Source organism: Paenarthrobacter sp. CC6 (genome assembly GCF_040560085.1).
GTDB classification, from domain to species: domain Bacteria; phylum Actinomycetota; class Actinomycetes; order Actinomycetales; family Micrococcaceae; genus Arthrobacter; species Arthrobacter nicotinovorans.
This window is the reverse complement of sequence record NZ_JARDAN010000010.1, coordinates 1-16,001: the sequence shown is the minus strand read 5'-3', so window position 1 is coordinate 16,001 and position 16,001 is coordinate 1. Positions and strand designations below refer to the sequence as shown.

Genomic DNA, 16,001 nt, shown 5'->3' with positions numbered 1-16,001 from the left:
TTCACTTGTGACTGTTACAACTGCCCTGTATCGAAGGTATCGCCCGGACTCTTTCGCGGACGTTATCGGGCAGGAACACGTCACAGAGCCCCTGATGACGGCACTCCGGAAGAACCGCGTGAACCACGCCTACCTCTTCTCCGGTCCGCGCGGCTGTGGCAAGACCACCTCCGCGCGCATCCTGGCACGCTGCCTGAACTGCGCCGAAGGCCCCACTGACACGCCTTGCGGCAAGTGCCCCAGCTGCATCGAACTTGCCCGCGGCGGTTCGGGCTCCCTGGACGTCATCGAGATCGACGCCGCCAGCCACGGTGGCGTGGACGATGCCCGCGATCTCCGTGAGCGCGCCACCTTCGCCCCCGTCCGGGACCGCTACAAGATTTTCATCATCGACGAGGCCCACATGGTCACGTCTGCCGGCTTCAACGCTCTGCTGAAGATCGTGGAGGAGCCGCCGGAACACATCAAGTTCATCTTCGCCACCACGGAGCCGGACAAGGTCATCGGCACCATCCGCTCCCGCACGCACCACTACCCCTTCCGGTTGGTGCCACCGGAGCCGCTGATGCACTACCTTGAGCTGCTCTGCCAGCAGGAGAACGTTCCTGTTGCCCCCGGCGTGCTCTCACTCGTTATCCGCGCTGGCGGGGGTTCTGTCCGGGACACCCTTTCGGTGCTCGATCAGCTCATGGCCGGCGCCGGCCCTAACGGCCTGGACTACGAGCTCGCCGTGGCGCTGCTCGGCTACACCCACGCTTCGTTGCTGGATGACATCGTCGACGCCGTTGCTGCCGCCGACGCCGCCACCGTTTTCCGCGCCGTGGACCGCGTCATCCAGACCGGCCACGACCCCCGGCGCTTCGTCGAGGACCTGCTGGAGCGCTTCCGCGACCTCATCATCGTGCAGGCGATGCCCGAAAGCGCCCAGGCCATCCTTCGAGGAATGCCCGCCGATCAGATCGCCCGCATGCGCAACCAGGCAACCAACCTGGGCGCGGCTGAGCTGTCCCGGGCCGCGGACGTCACCAACACCGCGCTCACGGAGATGACGGGCGCAACCTCGCCCCGGCTCCACCTTGAGCTGCTGTGCGCGCGCATCCTGCTCCCCAGCGCTGAACAAACCGAGCGTGGTATCGCCGCGCGCATCGATCGCGTGGAACGTCGCCTGAACTACGCGGGCGACGGCGGAACACCGGCTGTTGCTGCCGGCGCGCCTACAGCTGCGGCTGCTTCGGCTGTTCCGCCGGCGGCCGCGCCCGTTACACAGTCGGCCCCGGCCCACACGGCTTCTCCCGCACCTGCAACTGAGCCCGCAGCAGTGGAGCAGGTCCCTGCGGCTTCAGTCCCTGCCGTTCCCGAACCATCCACCGCAGCTGGTCCGCGCGATGCCATCTCAGCACCGCGGGTGTCCACCAACGATTGGCCCGTCGAGGAACGTACGTCTTCCGGTCGCGCTGGCCAGGCCGCTGCGGCCCCGTCTGCTCCGAGTGCTGCGGCTGCTCCGACCCCGGCACAAACCCCGCAGCCTGAGCCTGTCCAGGCATCTGCTTCCGCAGCGCCGCAGACGCAGCCATCACAAGCAACGCCCCCGGCAGCGCCGTCACAACCAGCGCCGTCTCAGGCGATGCCCTCTCAGGCAGTGCCGCAGGCACAGCCGTCCCCGGCCGCATCTCAGGCACCTGCGTCAGCGCCGCAGCCCACGGCTGCCCCGGTTCCGAATGCCGGAGGCAGCGGGGACGTCGAGGCTCTTCGCCGGGCATGGCCCGATGTGCTGCAAACGCTGACCAAGATCAAGCGCAGCACGTGGGCCCTAGTTGAGCCCAACGCCCAAGTTGCCCAGTTCGACGGCCAGGTGCTGACCCTCGCGTTCACCACCGGCGGCCTTGCTGGTGCCTTTGGACGCGCAGACCACTCCGAGAACCTACGCCAGGCAATCCACAAGACCATCGGCATCGACTGCCAGATCGTCGCAGTGGCCGGCGGCAACAGTTCAGCGAGCTCTGAGCCAAACCCAAAAGCGCCTACTAGCCGGGAGAGTCCGGCTGCTTCAACGCCAACGGCTGCGCCGGCACCGGCTCCGGTGTCTTCGGTCGACTCGGCGTGGGGCCTCGCTCCAGCCACCCCTGCCTCGGGGACCGTTCCATCGGCCGGCGCTCACGCGGGCACAGTTGCGTCCTCGGTGCCATCCCGTGCAGCTGATGTGGCTCCTGCAGAGCAGCCCCAGCCACCGGCGACCCCCGTCCCGGCAGCAGCATCAGTTCCTGCCACTGCGGCGCCGGCTCAGGCAACCGGCCAGACGCCCGCTCCGGCTTCTGCTCCCGCTCCAGCTACAACACCGACACGACCACCGGCCCCCGCTCAGGCTGCGCCTGTGCCTGTGCCTGCCGTCGTCGAGACCGCCCCCTCCTCCGCCGGAGAGTACTCCTACCCTGACGACGACTGGGGTCCGCCCCTGGACGAGGACGCCCCTCCACTTGAGGAAGAGCCGCCGGCTGATTGGGAGCCACCGTACGGCCACCAGGGAGAACCCCGGAGCTACCCACAAGCAGCCTCCGCCTCCTCTGCCGCCCCAACACCTGCACCTGCACCAGCACCAGCACCAGCAAGCGCGCCCACACGCACAGCCGCGCCTCAAGCCACCCCGGCACACGCCTCCTCGGATGACCCGTGGTCCCGCGCGGTGGAACAAGCTCCGGGCACGTGGGTGGTCGGCACGGAATCCAACGTCGGCAAAAACCCGCAGGCAGCAGAAGAAACCGTCGCTCCAGCAGCGGACACCCCGGACTATGAGCCGGCCGCGGCACAGGTCCCGGAGCCGGCCCCCGCCGCATCGTACGGTCACCCAACCAACGCCGAAGAGAACCCAAGCTCCAGCTGGGACGTCGCACCGGCGTCGAACTGGCCTGGAACTCAGGCGCCCAGCGCGGCCGTTTCGGGTGCACCGGCCGCCGGCAGCATCCCCACGTGGCCGTCGTTGGCGACCCAACCTGAGGAAGCACGCGGTTCCGTCGCCACGCTCGAGGACGACGCGCCGTCGGGCAATCCGAACGGACGCCAGAGCCTGTACCAACGGCTCACTAACAGCCCCGAAGCCCAGGCAGGACGTGTGCAGGCGCCTGTTCGGGCGCAGGCAGCGCCGGCCGCCGCGCCGGAGGACATTCCCAGTCCCGAGGACGAAACCATCGAAGAGTCGAGGGTCTTTGGGCGGGCTGCGGTGGAGCGTATTCTGGGCGGAAAGCTGATCGAAGAGCGCGCCTTGGACGGTTCTCCCCTGCAAACCCGCTGATCCCGGCATTGATTTCAAACAAACGAGGACATTGTGTACGAAGGTGCAGTTCAAGAGCTGATTGACGAGCTCGGCCGGCTTCCCGGCGTGGGCCCCAAGTCAGCGCAGCGCCTGGCGTTCCACATCCTGGAGGCCGACCCCGAGGACATGAAACGCCTGGTCACGGCTATCACCACGGTCAAGGAACGCGTGAAGTTCTGCTCCGTCTGCTTCAACGTCACCGAGCAGGAAACATGCAACATCTGCCGTGATCCCCGTCGGGATCCTTCGGTGATCTGTGTGGTCGAAGAGTCCAAGGATGTGCTGGCTGTGGAACGGACACGTTCTTTCCGCGGCCGGTACCACGTGCTGGGCGGCGCCATCAATCCCATTGCAGGCATCGGCCCCGAGCAGCTGCGCATCCGCGAACTCCTGACGCGGCTCAACGACGGCGCCATCCAGGAAATCATCATCGCCACAGACCCTAACCTGGAAGGTGAGGCCACGGCCACCTACCTGGCCCGCATGCTCAAATCCATCGGGATCACGGTGACGCGGCTAGCGTCCGGCTTGCCCGTCGGCGGAGACCTTGAGTATGCCGATGAGGTCACGCTGGGACGCGCCTTCGAAGGCCGGCGCAACGCCCTGTTGTAATCTCGCAACCACAACAGCAATCGTGATTGGGGTCCCGTGCGAGAACTTGTCTACTACGTTGCCGTCAGCCTGGACGGCTACATTGCCGGTCCGGGAGGCGAGTTCGACGCTTTTCCCGTGGAGGGCGATCATATGGCCGCCCAGAATGAACGCTTTGCCGATGCCATCCCCACGGTCATTGCCGATGCCATGGGCATCGAGCGCACCGGAACCATGTTCGACACCGTAGTCATGGGTTGGAACACGTACGCCGTCGGACTGCCGGTAGGCATGACAAGCCCGTACCAACACCTCCGCCAAGTGGTGTTCTCACGGACAAAATCCGAGGCTGACATCCCGGGCGAACATCCCAACCTGACGTTGACCTCCGAGGACCCCGTAGAGGTGGTGCGACGGTTGAAGTCGGAGCCTGGCCGGTCGATCTGGCTCTGTGGTGGCGGAGAGCTGGCCACACAGCTGGCCGATCAAATCGACAGGCTCGTGCTCAAACGCAGCCCGCTGCTCTTTGGCGACGGGATTCCGCTCTTTGCACCCGGCACCTACCAGCCACGTGCTTTCGACGAGGCAGGCACCACGGCATTCGACTCGGGCGTCGTGATCTCCGAATACGTGCGGCGGAAGATCTAGCCGGAAGCCGAATCAGTCGTCACCCGTCGGGAGGCCAGCCAGCGGCCTGCAGCAAGCACCACCGCGGCGAGCAGGCCCTGCAGGAACAACCCCGTGAGAGCCACCGGCACCGCGGGTGCCAGTCCGTCGCTGGAGACCCCGCCGAGACACGGGACTTCCCTCGCAGGCCCGTCAGCCGCGAACTGGAGCCCGGACAAAACCCAGGCTACGTCGTTGTCCGGCGGAACAAACTCCGCCCCGACGCTGGCTAGCAACAAGGCCGGGTGCGACGCCGCCAACCATGCCACCCTGTCCGTGTGTGCAACTTCCACCTGGTGCAAGCTGCCAACACACTCATAGGCAGTGATTCTCCCGGCTTCGTCGCGCTCCACGTTCACGGGGACTGAAGCGCTGGCAAGGTCCGTGGTTCCGGGCAGCAGGTGAACGGTGAGGGCTACATTTCCTGCGCAGAAAAAGGCCGCCAGCACGGAGGCCAGGGCGACGCCCGGGACGGTAGCAGCGAAGCAAGCACGCGAACCGGCCCCCATGAGCCCGAACACAGCCACTTCAAGGACCACCACGACGACGGCGGCACCGGCCAGCGCGAGAGGCCCGCCGCTGCTGATGCCCAGCATGAGCAAAAACGGCAACGCCACCACAGCCAGAGCTAGCCCCCGCAGAGCCCCTGCCAGTAGCATCACCAGGACGCTTTCATGGACGTGCCGGAATCCCCAGACGACGCCGAGCACGGCTGCCGGGAAACCCAGGAATGCCGCCATGATCACGAAGGTGGCCGCGGGCATCGCGTTCTCGATCCAGCCATTCCGCAGAGCCCAGGCGACCAGTCCTGCAGCCGTTCCTGCGGCGAGGGCCACCCCTGAACAGCATGAGAGCCAAAACAGCCACGATGAAAAGGACTTCCGGGCATCCCGCCAGGCGATTCCGACGGCGTTCTTAAAGACAGCGTCCTTAAAGACAGCGTTCTTAAAGGCTGCGTTCTTGTAGCCGGCGTCGCGTGGTGGATTGGAACCATGGCCGGACTGCCCGGTACGGGGCTGGTCATCAACCAGCCCACCCCCGATGACCTCGTACTCGGGCTCATTCCAGCCGTCATCACGGCCTGGATGGTCAGGGACGCCGGCCATTGCCACACGCAATCCTCATGATGTGGATGGTACGCCGGGCGGACCGGCACCGACATCCATTCCGGGGAGAAGGTGGCACCATGGAGAGATGGTCCCCATTCCCGGTTTCCCCCGTTCCAAGCGTCCGCACCGCATCCCTCCCGCGCCTGGACAGGAATCGGTGTGGGACTATCCGCGGCCGCCGCAGGTCGAGGCCCGTTCGGAGCGGATCGTGGTGCGGCTGGGTGGCCATGTCATTGCTGACACCGTGGATTCAGTGCGGGTACTGGAGACAAGTCATCCGCCCGTCTACTACCTGCCGTTCGATGCCTTTGCGCCCGGGGTGCTCGTCCCCGTGGACGGCGCCACCTTCTGCGAATACAAGGGCATGGCCGGGTATTTCGATGTCGCGGCAGGCGGGATGGTGGCTTCCCGTGCCGGATGGACCTACCCGGAACCCAGCCGCGGTTTCGAAGCACTGCGGACCCGGGTGGCCCTCTACCCCGGCCGGATGGACTCCTGCGAGGTGGATGGCGAGCAGGTAACGCCCCAGGACGGGAACTTCTATGGCGGCTGGATTACGCGGAACATCGTGGGTCCTTTCAAGGGCGCTCCGGACACTGCCGGGTGGTGAGCTCCCCCGGCCGCTGTTTGTGTGGCCGCCATATGGTCACAATTCCTGCCAGCACTCCACGCGGCGATAAACTGGGCAAATAAGCTACGCAGGCGTGCTCCAATTTGGAATCCAGCATGCCGCGTTCGAACCCTATTGATGCAGTGAGGGTGCGCGCATGACTATGCCCACTACCGAAGTGAAGATCGAAGAGCTCTCCAACGAGGCTGCCATTACCAAGCAGCTGATCGTTCAAAAGTTCGGCGGCTCCTCGGTTGCCGATGCCGATGGCATCAAGCGGGTCGCACAGCGCGTCGTGGATGCGCAGAAGGCCGGCAACGAGGTCGTGGTGGTTGTCTCCGCAATGGGTGATACCACCGATGAGCTCCTGGACCTTGCCGCCCAGGTGACGGACTCCGCACCTGCCCGCGAGATGGACATGCTGTTGTCCGCCGGCGAGCGGATTTCCATGGCCCTCCTTGCCATGGCCATTAACAAGTTCGGTGCCTCGGCGCAGTCCTTCACGGGTTCCCAGGCCGGCATGATTACCGACGGCATCCACGGCAAGGCGCGAATTATCGCCGTCGACCCGCACCGCATCCGCACCGCCCTGGACAAGGGACACATCGCGATCGTCGCGGGCTTCCAGGGCATGAGCCGCAGCACCAACGAGATCACCACTTTGGGTCGCGGCGGTTCCGATACCACTGCGGTCGCCCTGGCCGCAGCCCTCGAAGCCGATGTGTGCGAGATCTACACGGACGTGGACGGCATCTACACGGCCGACCCCCGCGTGGTGACGTCGGCCCAGAAGATCGACCGGATTTCCAGCGAGGAAATGCTGGAACTGGCCGCCTCCGGTGCCAAGATTCTCCACCTGCGTTGCGTTGAGTACGCCCGCCGCTTTGGTGTGCCCCTGCACGTCCGTTCGTCATTCAGCCAGAAGGAAGGCACCTGGGTCATCCCGGGCGCCGACGAAAAGTTCACGATTGAAGAGGGAGTTGCCTTGGAGCAGCCAATCATCTCCGGCGTTGCACACGACCGGTCCGAAGCCAAGGTCACCGTTGTGGGCGTCCCCGACATCCCCGGCAAGGCTGCCGCGATCTTCCAGGTGATCGCCGACGCACACTCGAACATCGACATGATCGTCCAAAACGTGTCCACGCACGGCACGGGCCGCACGGACATTTCGTTCACCCTGCCCATCGTGGAAGGCGCCGACGCCCTGGCTGCCCTCCGCGCTGCTGAAGGGCAGATCGGCTTCGAGAGCATCGAGTACAACGAGCACGTAGGCAAGCTCTCCCTCATCGGCGCAGGCATGCGTTCCCACCCCGGCGTTTCGGCCACCTTCTTCAAGGCACTCTCCGACGCAGGCATCAACATCGACATGATCTCCACGTCGGAAATCCGCATCTCCGTTGTCACCAGTGCCGACGCCCTGGATGACGCCGTTCGCGCCATCCACAATGCGTTCGAGCTCGACGGCGACGCCGAGGCTACCGTTTACGGCGGCACCGGCCGCTAGGCCAGCCGCTACGACGACATGAAGGACCGGAGCCAGCGCTCCGGTCCTTCATGTCTTTCAGGCGAAAAGCCCTTCGCCGACGAAACCGCCGGGAGCGCATCCCGGTGGAACCGCGAAGACGGCCGAACCCACGGGCGTGGTCCAGAGATTCAGCAGGTCCAGCTCGTCGAGGCGGCGCTGGAGTGGAACGAACTGCCGTCCGATGTCCGCTTGGTAGGACGCGAAAATCAATCCGGAATCCGACACGCTCCCGGCCCCGGGAACGGAGTCGTAGTTGAAGGCCCGCCGGAAAATCCGCTGGGACGGGTCGTCCGGGCGCGCCCTCCGCAGATGGGCGAAATCGGCTATGACCGGAAACCCGACGGGCGTGACGGCGGCAAAGTCCGGCTCGTCGTGCTCGGCCGTGCCCGTCAACGGAGCGCCGTTCGCCAATTTGCGGCCCACGGACTCTTCCCGTCCGGACCTGTCCAGCTCGTCCCATTTGTCCAGGTCCATGCTGATCCGGCGGATCACCAGGGATGTTCCGTGGGGCGCCCATGACCCGGTACCGCCGTCGCCATAGACAACCTTCTCAAACTCCGCGCTTCCCGGCACTGGATTCGATGTCCCATCCACCTGGCCAAAAAGGTTCCTCATGGTCGTTCCGGACTGTTCCGTGCCGTAGGCGCGCCGGAACCCCGTTTGGACCCAGCGCACCGTGGTGAAACGGCGGCTGTCCTTAAGCAGCATGCGCTGGGCGTGCGCAACCGAAAGGGGGTCGTCGGCGCATATCTGCAGCAGGAGGTCACCTCCGCAGAACTCCGGTACCAATTTGTCGATGGAGAAGGCCGGAAGTCCGGATACGCCGTCCGGGACCGGCACGGTGCCCGCAACCCGGAACAGGCCAGGACCAAAGCCGAACGTGACGGTCAGGCGCGCGGGCCGAAGCGCCAATTCACCCTCGGTATCGGCCAGCGCTGCCTTTCCCTGGGTCAAGTTCGCGGCATCGTCACTCAGCAGCTTCAGGAGCGACTTGAGCCGCTCAGGCGTTGTCCCTTCCTTCAGGTCGAGAGCAAGGAAAACACCGTGGGCCTGGGCAGCCGTGCCAACGCCCGCCTGCCTGTCACCGTAAAACGGCACCGTCCTGGCACCGTTTGCCCCGTCCCCGGAATCACTTGGCAGCGGTGGGACCGGTTTCCCGGCGAGTTGCGTGCCCACGGCGGCCAATGCTCCGACGCCCGCGGCAGCACCGCCAAAGAGGAGGTGCCGCCGCCGCACTCGGGCCCCGGGCTTGGGGGTGGTGTTGTCCCGTCCGGAACTTCCCACGGCTGCTGCCCTACTTGGCTGGCGCAGCGGGTGCCGAACCGCTGCCTTCGCCTGCTGTGTAGTTCTCGTTGGCACCCGTGAAGTCCTTCGCTTGGGCAGTAAAGGTGACCGAGCCGCCGTCGGACGTCTTCAGGTCGAAGGTGACTTGGTCCCCGGCCTGGACCGGCTTGGTCAGGTCCATGAGCATGATGTGGTTCGCCCCGGGCTCGAGTTTGAGTTCGCCCTTCGCGGGGATGACGAATCCGCCCTGTTTGGCCTGCATTTTCATGGTTCCGTCCGGTCCCATCACGGTTTCGTGCAGTTCCACCATGGTGGCCACCGGTGCTGCCGCGCTGACGATGGTCACATCCTTGTCGCTCGTGTTCCGAATGGTCCCGAACGCGGCCGACATCCCTGAGTCCGCGGCTTTGATCCACGTGTCACTCACCGTCAATGGTTGGGAGGACCGGGAAGCGGACTGGGCTGTGGTGGTTGGTGTGTTGCTTTGTCCGCAACCTGTCAGGGCCAACGAGGCCGCTGCCAGGATGGACACGACGGGAATGACTTTTCTTTTTGTCATGGTGATGCTCTCTGTGAAAGTGGTGTGCTGCACCGGGCTGAATCAGCTCCGGAACAGGTGGGATGGCAGGTTGGTGGCTTAGCCGCCCCGCGTGCCGGACCGGCGTCGGCGCTTGAAAAAGCCCCAGCCCAAATACAAGGCGAGGCCCGCGACCGCCCCGAGGGCTGCAGCAATCAGCCAATCGGGTACCTGGACCGTGGAGGCCGTGGCTCCTGGTTCGGCTGATCCGGGAGGAACACCGGGGGTGGCCGTGTTTCCAGGGTCCGGGATGGCACCTGCTGTGGCGCCGGCCCCCACCAGGAATGAGTAACTGCCGTTGATGGGGTGGCCATCGCTGGAAACCACGCGCCACCTGACCTGGTACTCCCCGTCGGGCATGCCCGGGGCGAGCGGCTGGGTCAAGGTCCCGCGGTCCAGCGCAGAATCGCCCTGGACCCAGTTCTTTGATGCCGCATCTACGACGCGGACTTCGTGGCCGATGGCCAGCAACGGTGCACTGAATTTCAGTTCAATGGCCGACGGCGGCACGGCCAGCCGCTCGCCGGTGGAAGGTGTGGACGAAACCAGTTGGTCATGGGCGGACGCCGCCGGCGCGCTGACGAGCCCGAAGGCGATGCACAGCGCAAAGACGGCAAGGAGGAACGCTCCGCCGGGTCCTGGGTTTCGCCATGAAAAAGTACGCAAGGATTTTCTTGCCATGGCTGCTTCCCGCCCCGCTGCCTGTGAAAAAGGTCCGGCAGTCCGTGGAAGGATGGCCTCCCCTCACGGGGTGGCGGGGCTTATAGGGTGATGAGGGCGCCGGGCGCCTGGGACGTTGCTGGACGCCGTGGCGGTCCTCGATGGCGCATGGCAAGCAACGGAACGCCAAGATTGCGCAGCGGGCGTACAGCCCAGTCCGAGGGGATGACGTTCGGCCCGGGGTTCACAGCCAAGGGCTGGATGATCCTCAGGAAAGGAATCAGGCGCAGGCCAAGGGCGGCCAGCAAACGGACAGCCGTGACCTCGCCGTACCGCAGGACTGCGATGGTGGCGACGGCTGCGAGGACGTGCCCCACCACCATCGACGGCGAGGAGTGGTCCGAGGGAGCGGCGGCGACGGAAGCGAGTGTGTGCGCCCCGTGCCCGGCGTGCCCTGCTGCGGCCACGGTCCCGACGTCGTGGTGGGCACCGGGATCAAGGCTGTACAGGCCATGGAAGACGGTTTGGCTTACCAGCACGGCCGTGGCAAGACGCCATAGCGACAGCACTTTCCCGGCCAGGGCCATGCACACAAGCCCGGAAAGAGCCAAGGACAGGATCAGGACAGGGGCTCCCGGCGCGTTGCCGCCGGACAGCACGTGCGAGGCAGCAGCGATGAGGGTGGCGGCAACGGCTCCAGCCCACCCGCGCGCGAAGCGCACCGTGCGTGCCGTCATGTCCCTCCCGCCTGTTGAGGGGCCGCCTGGGGGCCCTCCCATGATGAAGTAATTCTACGCAGCGTAGAATCTTCCAAGCATAATCACAATCCGGGCGCTGCGCCGCCCGCAGCAGCTGCACCGCCGTCGTCCTCCGCGCCGCCGGCAGGGGCCGAAGCGCCAGGAGCCAGCAGGATGTTCGTCAATTGCCGCAACCCCTCGGCCATGTCCACATCTTTGTCGTACAACCACTGCAATTGAAGGCCGTCAAAGGCAGCTACGACCAGCCGTGCCAGAGGGATCGCTGCAACATCCGTCCGGACTTCTCCTGCTTCCTGGCGGCGGGCAATGTCCGCGCTGACGTCGCGCACGATCACCGAATAGCGTTCCTGGAAGTACGCGTGGGAGTCGTGCCCGGGGTCGTTCGCCGTAGCCGATGCGACCGCGTAGAGCGTGGTCAGCCCGGGCTCGCTCCGATTCCGTTCGGCGATGGCGGGCATGTGGTTCAGCCCGATGTCACTCTGCCCCGTTGCCGCCAGAGAGCGCTTGTCCCGTTCCGTGAGGACCGCCGTAAGGAGCTCCTGCTTGCCCTTGAAATAGTGGAAAAGCGTGGCTTCCTTGACCCCCACAAGCTCGGCGACCCGCTTGAGCGCTGTTCCTTCGAAACCTTCCGTAGCGAAGACGTCCGTGGCCGTCTGGATGATCTGTTCTCGGCGTTCCGCACCCTTTGCGTACTGGCCCCGGGCCTTCGACGATGACATTCGTTCAGTGTAGATGAGCAAACCAAAACCTAGTCATACTAGATTTTGACGATTAGACTCAACAACGATGCCCAACGATGGGCCACGAAGGAGTCATGAAATGAACCCGACACTCTCGGCCGCCGTCACCGTCCCGCCCGCCGAAGGCCAGGACGCCGACACGAAGATCCGCGAACTCGCCCGAAGCCTCAGCCTTGAGCAGCAGATCCGGCTTCTGACAGGGGCGGACGTTTGGTCCACGCACGCCATCCCGGAGATCGGCCTGGCGCGCGTGGTGCTGTCGGATGGCCCAGCCGGAGTCCGTGGCGAAGACTTCGACGAGCGCCACGATTCCGTTTCCCTTCCGTCCTCCTCGGCGTTGTCGGCTACGTGGAGTGTCGAAACCGCCCACCGCTACGGCCAGATCCTGGGCCAGGAAGCGCGGCGCAAGGGCGTCCACGCTGTCCTCGGTCCCACCATCAACCTGCACCGCTCCCCGCTGGGCGGCCGGCACTTCGAATGCATGAGCGAAGACCCGCGGCTCACGGCAACCATGGCAGCCGGGTACGTCGCCGGAGTGCAGTCCATGGGTGTCGGCGCAACGCCCAAGCACTACCTCGCCAACGAAGCTGAAACCGAGCGCTTCACGGCGGACTCCGTGGTGGACGAGCGGCCCTTGCGCGAGCTCTACCTTGCGGCGTTCGAAGACGCCATCACCGAGGCCCGCGCCTGGCTGGTCATGAGCTCCTACAACTCCATCAACGGGACCACTGCCAGCGAGAACAAGCTCCTCGAAACGCCGCTGTCCACCGAATGGGGCTTCGACGGCGTAGTGGTTTCCGACTGGACGGGCGTCCGCTCAATCGACGCCGCCAACGCGCACCAGGACCTCGAAATGCCTGGCCCGGTAGGCCACTGGGGCCCCAAGCTACTCGCCGCCGTCCATGATGGCCGGGTCAGCCGTGACGCCATCCTTGAAAAGGTCACCCGCATCCTTCGCCTGGCAGCCCGCGTGGGCTCATTGGAGGGTTTCGAACCTGCGGTGACCCAGCTTCCGACGCAGCTTGACGGGGCCGCCGTCGCGCGTGAAGTTGCGGTCCGCGGGGCCGTCCTGGTCCGCAACAAGGGCCTCCTGCCGCTGGATGCCAAGGCGCTCAGCAGCGTCGCGGTGATCGGCCACAACGCCGACGAAGCCCGCACGCAGGGCGGCGGCAGCGCCACCGTCATGCCCAAGTACACCGTGTCCCCGCTCGAAGGCCTCCGGAAAGCATTGCCCGACGACGTCAAAGTCACCTATGCGCGCGGCGCCAAGGTGGCCGAGGGCATCCAGGCGTTCCCCCGCACGAGCCTGCACAACCCGGTGTCCGGCGTTCCGGGAATCCGGGTGACGTTCCTCGCGGAGGACGGCTCGGAGATCTCGGGCGAAGACCGCCTGGCGTCCCACCTGATCTGGTTCGGCGTGGGGATTCCCGACGGCGCCGCCTCCATCCGGATGGAAACGGACTGGACTGCCGAAACAGCGGGCGTGCACCACCTGGGCGTCGGTACTGTGGGCCGGATCCGTTTCGCCCTGGACGGAGCAGAGGTGTTCAACAGTGAGCTCGAGGACGACACGGAAGTCCTCGGCGCCGCGCTGTTCGACCCGCCCAAGACAACCCACCCAATCGAAGCCGCTGCCGGGCAGACCGTGCGGATCGAGGCCGAATACCAACTGCCCAAGCAGCAGGTCATTCCGTTCACCGCGATTCTCCTGGGCGAGGAAACGGTGGTAGCTGATCCACAGGCCGAGATCGACGCGGCAGTGGAGGCCGCCAGGGCGGCCGATGTCGTCGTCGTCGTGGTGGGTACCAACGCAACGATCGAATCGGAGGGCTTCGACCGGAAGGACCTTGACCTCCCCGGCTATCAGAACCACCTGGTGGAGGCGGTGGCGGCAGCCAACCCGCGGACAGTGGTGGTGGTGAACTCCGGCTCACCGGTGGTGATGCCTTGGCTCGACACGGTGGATGCGGTCCTGTTGGGCTGGTTCGGAGGCCAGGAATTCGGCAGCGCGATCGCCGACATCCTGTTGGGCAAGGAAGAGCCCGGCGGCCGCCTTCCCACAACCTGGCCGGCCGCGCTGGAGGACGTCCCCGTCCTGAGCACCACGCCCGTTGACGGCAAGGTGGTCTACTCCGAGGGAATCCACGTCGGCTACCGCGCATGGCTGAAGCAGGAAGCCGAAGGGGGAGCCAAGCCGGCCATCCCGTTCGGCTACGGCCTCGGATACACGACGTTCGAGCTCGGGACCGCCCACGCACCGCAGGTGGTCACGGCGGGGAACGATGTTGTGGTCCACGTGCCCGTCAGGAACACGGGCTCGCGTACAGGCCGCGAAGTGGTGCAGGTTTACCTGGACCGACCGGCCTCCGCGGTTGAGCGCCCGGTCCGCTGGTTGGCCGGTTACGCCGGAACGCACCTCGCTCCAGCCGGCACCGAGAGCGTGGAAGTCCGGATCCCCGCCAAGGCATTTGCGCATTACGACGGCGGCTGGCAGTTTGAGCAGGGCACGTTCCGCCTGCTGGTGGGTCGCCATGCAGCTGACGAATTCCAGTTCCTTGACATAGAACTCCGGTAATACAGGAGTAGGATCTCCGTGCGTGGCAGCCTTTTTTTGACCGCCACGCACGTGGTTTTCGCCACAAGCTGTAGAACTGGGGTATGGTATGGAATTTTCATGGCATGCTGTACGTTGCATACCCGGTAACCCCCTAACACGAAGAGGCATTAAAAAGTGGCAGCCGATTACGACGAACTCCGTACCGATGTAAAAGAGAACCAGGAGCAGTCGCTCCAGGCTCTTCAATCTGCCAGCGCCCCCACGGCCAAGAGCGTCGTGCTGGAACTGGACGAAACCGACGGCCTTGACGCCAATGGCCCCGGTGGCGAAATCGTCGCCGAGGAACTGGTCATCCAGGTCATCCCGCAGGCAAACGACGAGTTCACTTGCAACTCTTGTTTCCTGGTCCGCCACCGCTCGCAGATCGCGCGCGAAAAAGATGGCGTTGCCTACTGCACTGACTGCGAAGGCTAAGACGACCCCAACACCCCGGCGGACTGAACGTCGTCAGGGAGTGCCGGCGTCGGGATTAAATTGCGGAAGGACCGGAGCATGCGCTCCGGTCCTTCCGCAGTTAAACCTGGGCGCCGTATGAATCTAGGGTGCCGTTCCCGGACCGCCCACGACCTTCTTGCGCCGATGATTGCCCATTCGGAGTTGAAGGATGCGCGCTCCCCCGGCGAGGGCAACCAGCACTCCGCCACCCACCGCTGCGATGAAGAGCGTGGTGCCCAGGGCGAGTGTCCCCTCCAGCCCGAAGAACCGGACGGTGATCATGTCCTGGTTTTGGACGAAGAACACAATCAGCATCACCAGGACCACCAGGCCGACTGCCACCGCTACCCACAGGGCTGCGGTGCGGGTGGGCCGGGCGTGGCCTGGCGCGGACGGTGGGATCACCCGCTCGTGGTGCCCGGAACCGGCCCGGTCCGGGCGTGCCGAACCGCCCGGAACTCCTGCTGCATCTTCATGGAAACTCATTGACGGCCCCCTTAGTACGCCAGCACCTACCGTGCATTTACATAATAAGCATGCTGACTAGTTGCTCAACAGTGGCACGGCCACCAAACCGGGGTCAAGGTGGCGCGTTTGCCGGCACGCAAGGAAGGGCCGGAGTTCGCGGTCCGGCCCTTCGGCATCTCATGCCCCGCTACAGGGCATAGTCCTACAGGGCATAGTCAGTGGTGGTGGGCCCGGGATCGTCGTTGCGGACTGCGTAGTGGTGACCCTCGGAGTCAGTCTCGATATCGAAGTGCTTCAAATCTTCCTCGGAAGCGGATTCGAAATCATCATGCTTATGCACCACGGGGCTGTCCGTATCGCCGTGGGTTGCCGGTCCAAAAACGGACTGCAGCCGCTCGGTCACGTGGACGAAGCCTTCCATTCTGCGTCCCATGTTTTCCACCTCCCTTCTTACCGGAGAGCGAAAAAGCGGCAGGGCTGGTGCGTGCCGTTCAGTGAGCCAATTTTACGCCCGCAAGCCCGAAAAGGCTCCGGGTCGGCCGTGCGCCGAGTTGGCAGTTAATGACAATCCGAGTGCGGCGGTTTCAGCTTGCTAGTGCAACACCATCGATTAGTTTGGTCAGTCTTTCAGTTGGGGTGTCCCATTGGAGTGTT

Annotated in this window: 15 protein-coding genes; 7 read left to right on the top strand and 8 right to left on the bottom strand. The window is 65.1% G+C overall.

The genetic code is table 11. The features are described 5' to 3' along the window. Positions 1–7 precede the first annotated feature (7 nt). From PV760_RS11915 to PV760_RS11905, 3 genes are read left to right on the top strand one after another with little or no spacing between them, the layout of a single operon-like run. Positions 8–3,286: a DNA polymerase III subunit gamma and tau gene (locus PV760_RS11915; RefSeq protein WP_354627823.1), complete on the top strand. Its 3,279-nt coding sequence runs from the start codon at positions 8–10 to the stop codon at positions 3,284–3,286. A 33-nt stretch (positions 3,287–3,319) separates the two neighbouring features. Further along, a complete protein-coding gene (gene recR / locus PV760_RS11910) occupies positions 3,320–3,919 on the top strand; it encodes a recombination mediator RecR (RefSeq protein WP_018778094.1) in 600 nt (199 codons plus the stop codon). Positions 3,920–3,955: 36 nt separating this feature from the next. Then, positions 3,956–4,546 carry a dihydrofolate reductase family protein gene (locus tag PV760_RS11905; RefSeq protein WP_354627822.1) on the top strand — a complete coding sequence of 197 codons (591 nt, stop codon included), beginning with the start codon at positions 3,956–3,958 and terminating at the stop codon, positions 4,544–4,546. Here the strand turns inward: PV760_RS11905 and PV760_RS11900 are convergent. After that, complete coding sequence (locus PV760_RS11900; RefSeq protein ID WP_354627821.1) at positions 4,543–5,670, bottom strand: hypothetical protein; 1,128 nt, start codon at positions 5,668–5,670, stop codon at positions 4,543–4,545. The two genes, PV760_RS11905 and PV760_RS11900, sit on opposite strands and share 4 nt — an antisense overlap. A gap of 88 nt (positions 5,671–5,758) precedes the next feature. On the opposite strand from PV760_RS11900, the gene PV760_RS11895 reads away from it, so the two are divergent. Both PV760_RS11895 and PV760_RS11890 read left to right on the top strand, forming a co-directional pair. Continuing rightward, positions 5,759–6,283, top strand: coding sequence for a DUF427 domain-containing protein (locus PV760_RS11895; RefSeq protein WP_179128375.1), 525 nt, complete (start codon positions 5,759–5,761; stop codon positions 6,281–6,283). Positions 6,284–6,440: 157 nt separating this feature from the next. Continuing rightward, positions 6,441–7,787 carry an aspartate kinase gene (locus PV760_RS11890; protein ID WP_026267216.1) on the top strand — a complete coding sequence of 449 codons (1,347 nt, stop codon included), beginning with the start codon at positions 6,441–6,443 and terminating at the stop codon, positions 7,785–7,787. Positions 7,788–7,844: 57 nt separating this feature from the next. Here the strand turns inward: PV760_RS11890 and PV760_RS11885 are convergent, their stop codons facing one another. The 5 genes from PV760_RS11885 to PV760_RS11865 form a co-directional block, all read right to left on the bottom strand. Next, entirely contained in the window at positions 7,845–9,092 is a 1,248-nt protein-coding gene (locus PV760_RS11885) for a Dyp-type peroxidase (protein ID WP_354627820.1), read from the bottom strand. 10 nt (positions 9,093–9,102) lie between these two features. Next, positions 9,103–9,651, bottom strand: a complete 549-nt coding sequence (locus PV760_RS11880) for a copper chaperone PCu(A)C (RefSeq protein WP_354627819.1) — start codon at positions 9,649–9,651, stop codon at positions 9,103–9,105. A 78-nt stretch (positions 9,652–9,729) separates the two neighbouring features. After that, positions 9,730–10,335, bottom strand: a complete 606-nt coding sequence (locus PV760_RS11875; RefSeq protein WP_354627818.1) for a copper resistance CopC family protein — start codon at positions 10,333–10,335, stop codon at positions 9,730–9,732. Positions 10,336–10,430: 95 nt separating this feature from the next. Further along, positions 10,431–11,066: a hypothetical protein gene (locus PV760_RS11870; protein ID WP_354627817.1), complete on the bottom strand. Its 636-nt coding sequence runs from the start codon at positions 11,064–11,066 to the stop codon at positions 10,431–10,433. Positions 11,067–11,149: 83 nt separating this feature from the next. Next, entirely contained in the window at positions 11,150–11,806 is a 657-nt protein-coding gene (locus PV760_RS11865; protein WP_354627816.1) for a TetR/AcrR family transcriptional regulator, read from the bottom strand. Positions 11,807–11,906: 100 nt separating this feature from the next. Here PV760_RS11865 and PV760_RS11860 point away from each other — a divergent pair, with 100 nt between their 5' ends. Together PV760_RS11860 and PV760_RS11855 are read left to right on the top strand one after the other, a co-directional pair. Then, on the top strand, positions 11,907–14,402 hold the full coding sequence (locus PV760_RS11860; RefSeq protein ID WP_354627815.1) for a beta-glucosidase family protein: 2,496 nt from the start codon (positions 11,907–11,909) through the stop codon (positions 14,400–14,402). Between the two features lie 156 nt (positions 14,403–14,558). Then, positions 14,559–14,858: a DUF4193 domain-containing protein gene (locus PV760_RS11855; protein ID WP_018778105.1), complete on the top strand. Its 300-nt coding sequence runs from the start codon at positions 14,559–14,561 to the stop codon at positions 14,856–14,858. A 123-nt stretch (positions 14,859–14,981) separates the two neighbouring features. On the opposite strand, the gene PV760_RS11850 is transcribed toward PV760_RS11855, so the two are convergent. Together PV760_RS11850 and PV760_RS11845 are read right to left on the bottom strand one after the other, a co-directional pair. Then, the gene (locus PV760_RS11850) at positions 14,982–15,365 is read right to left on the bottom strand and encodes a LapA family protein (protein ID WP_055977078.1); all 384 of its coding nucleotides are present in this window, start codon (positions 15,363–15,365) and stop codon (positions 14,982–14,984) included. Between the two features lie 184 nt (positions 15,366–15,549). Next, positions 15,550–15,780: a hypothetical protein gene (locus PV760_RS11845; RefSeq protein WP_026267218.1), complete on the bottom strand. Its 231-nt coding sequence runs from the start codon at positions 15,778–15,780 to the stop codon at positions 15,550–15,552. Between the last annotated feature and the right edge of the window lie 221 nt (positions 15,781–16,001).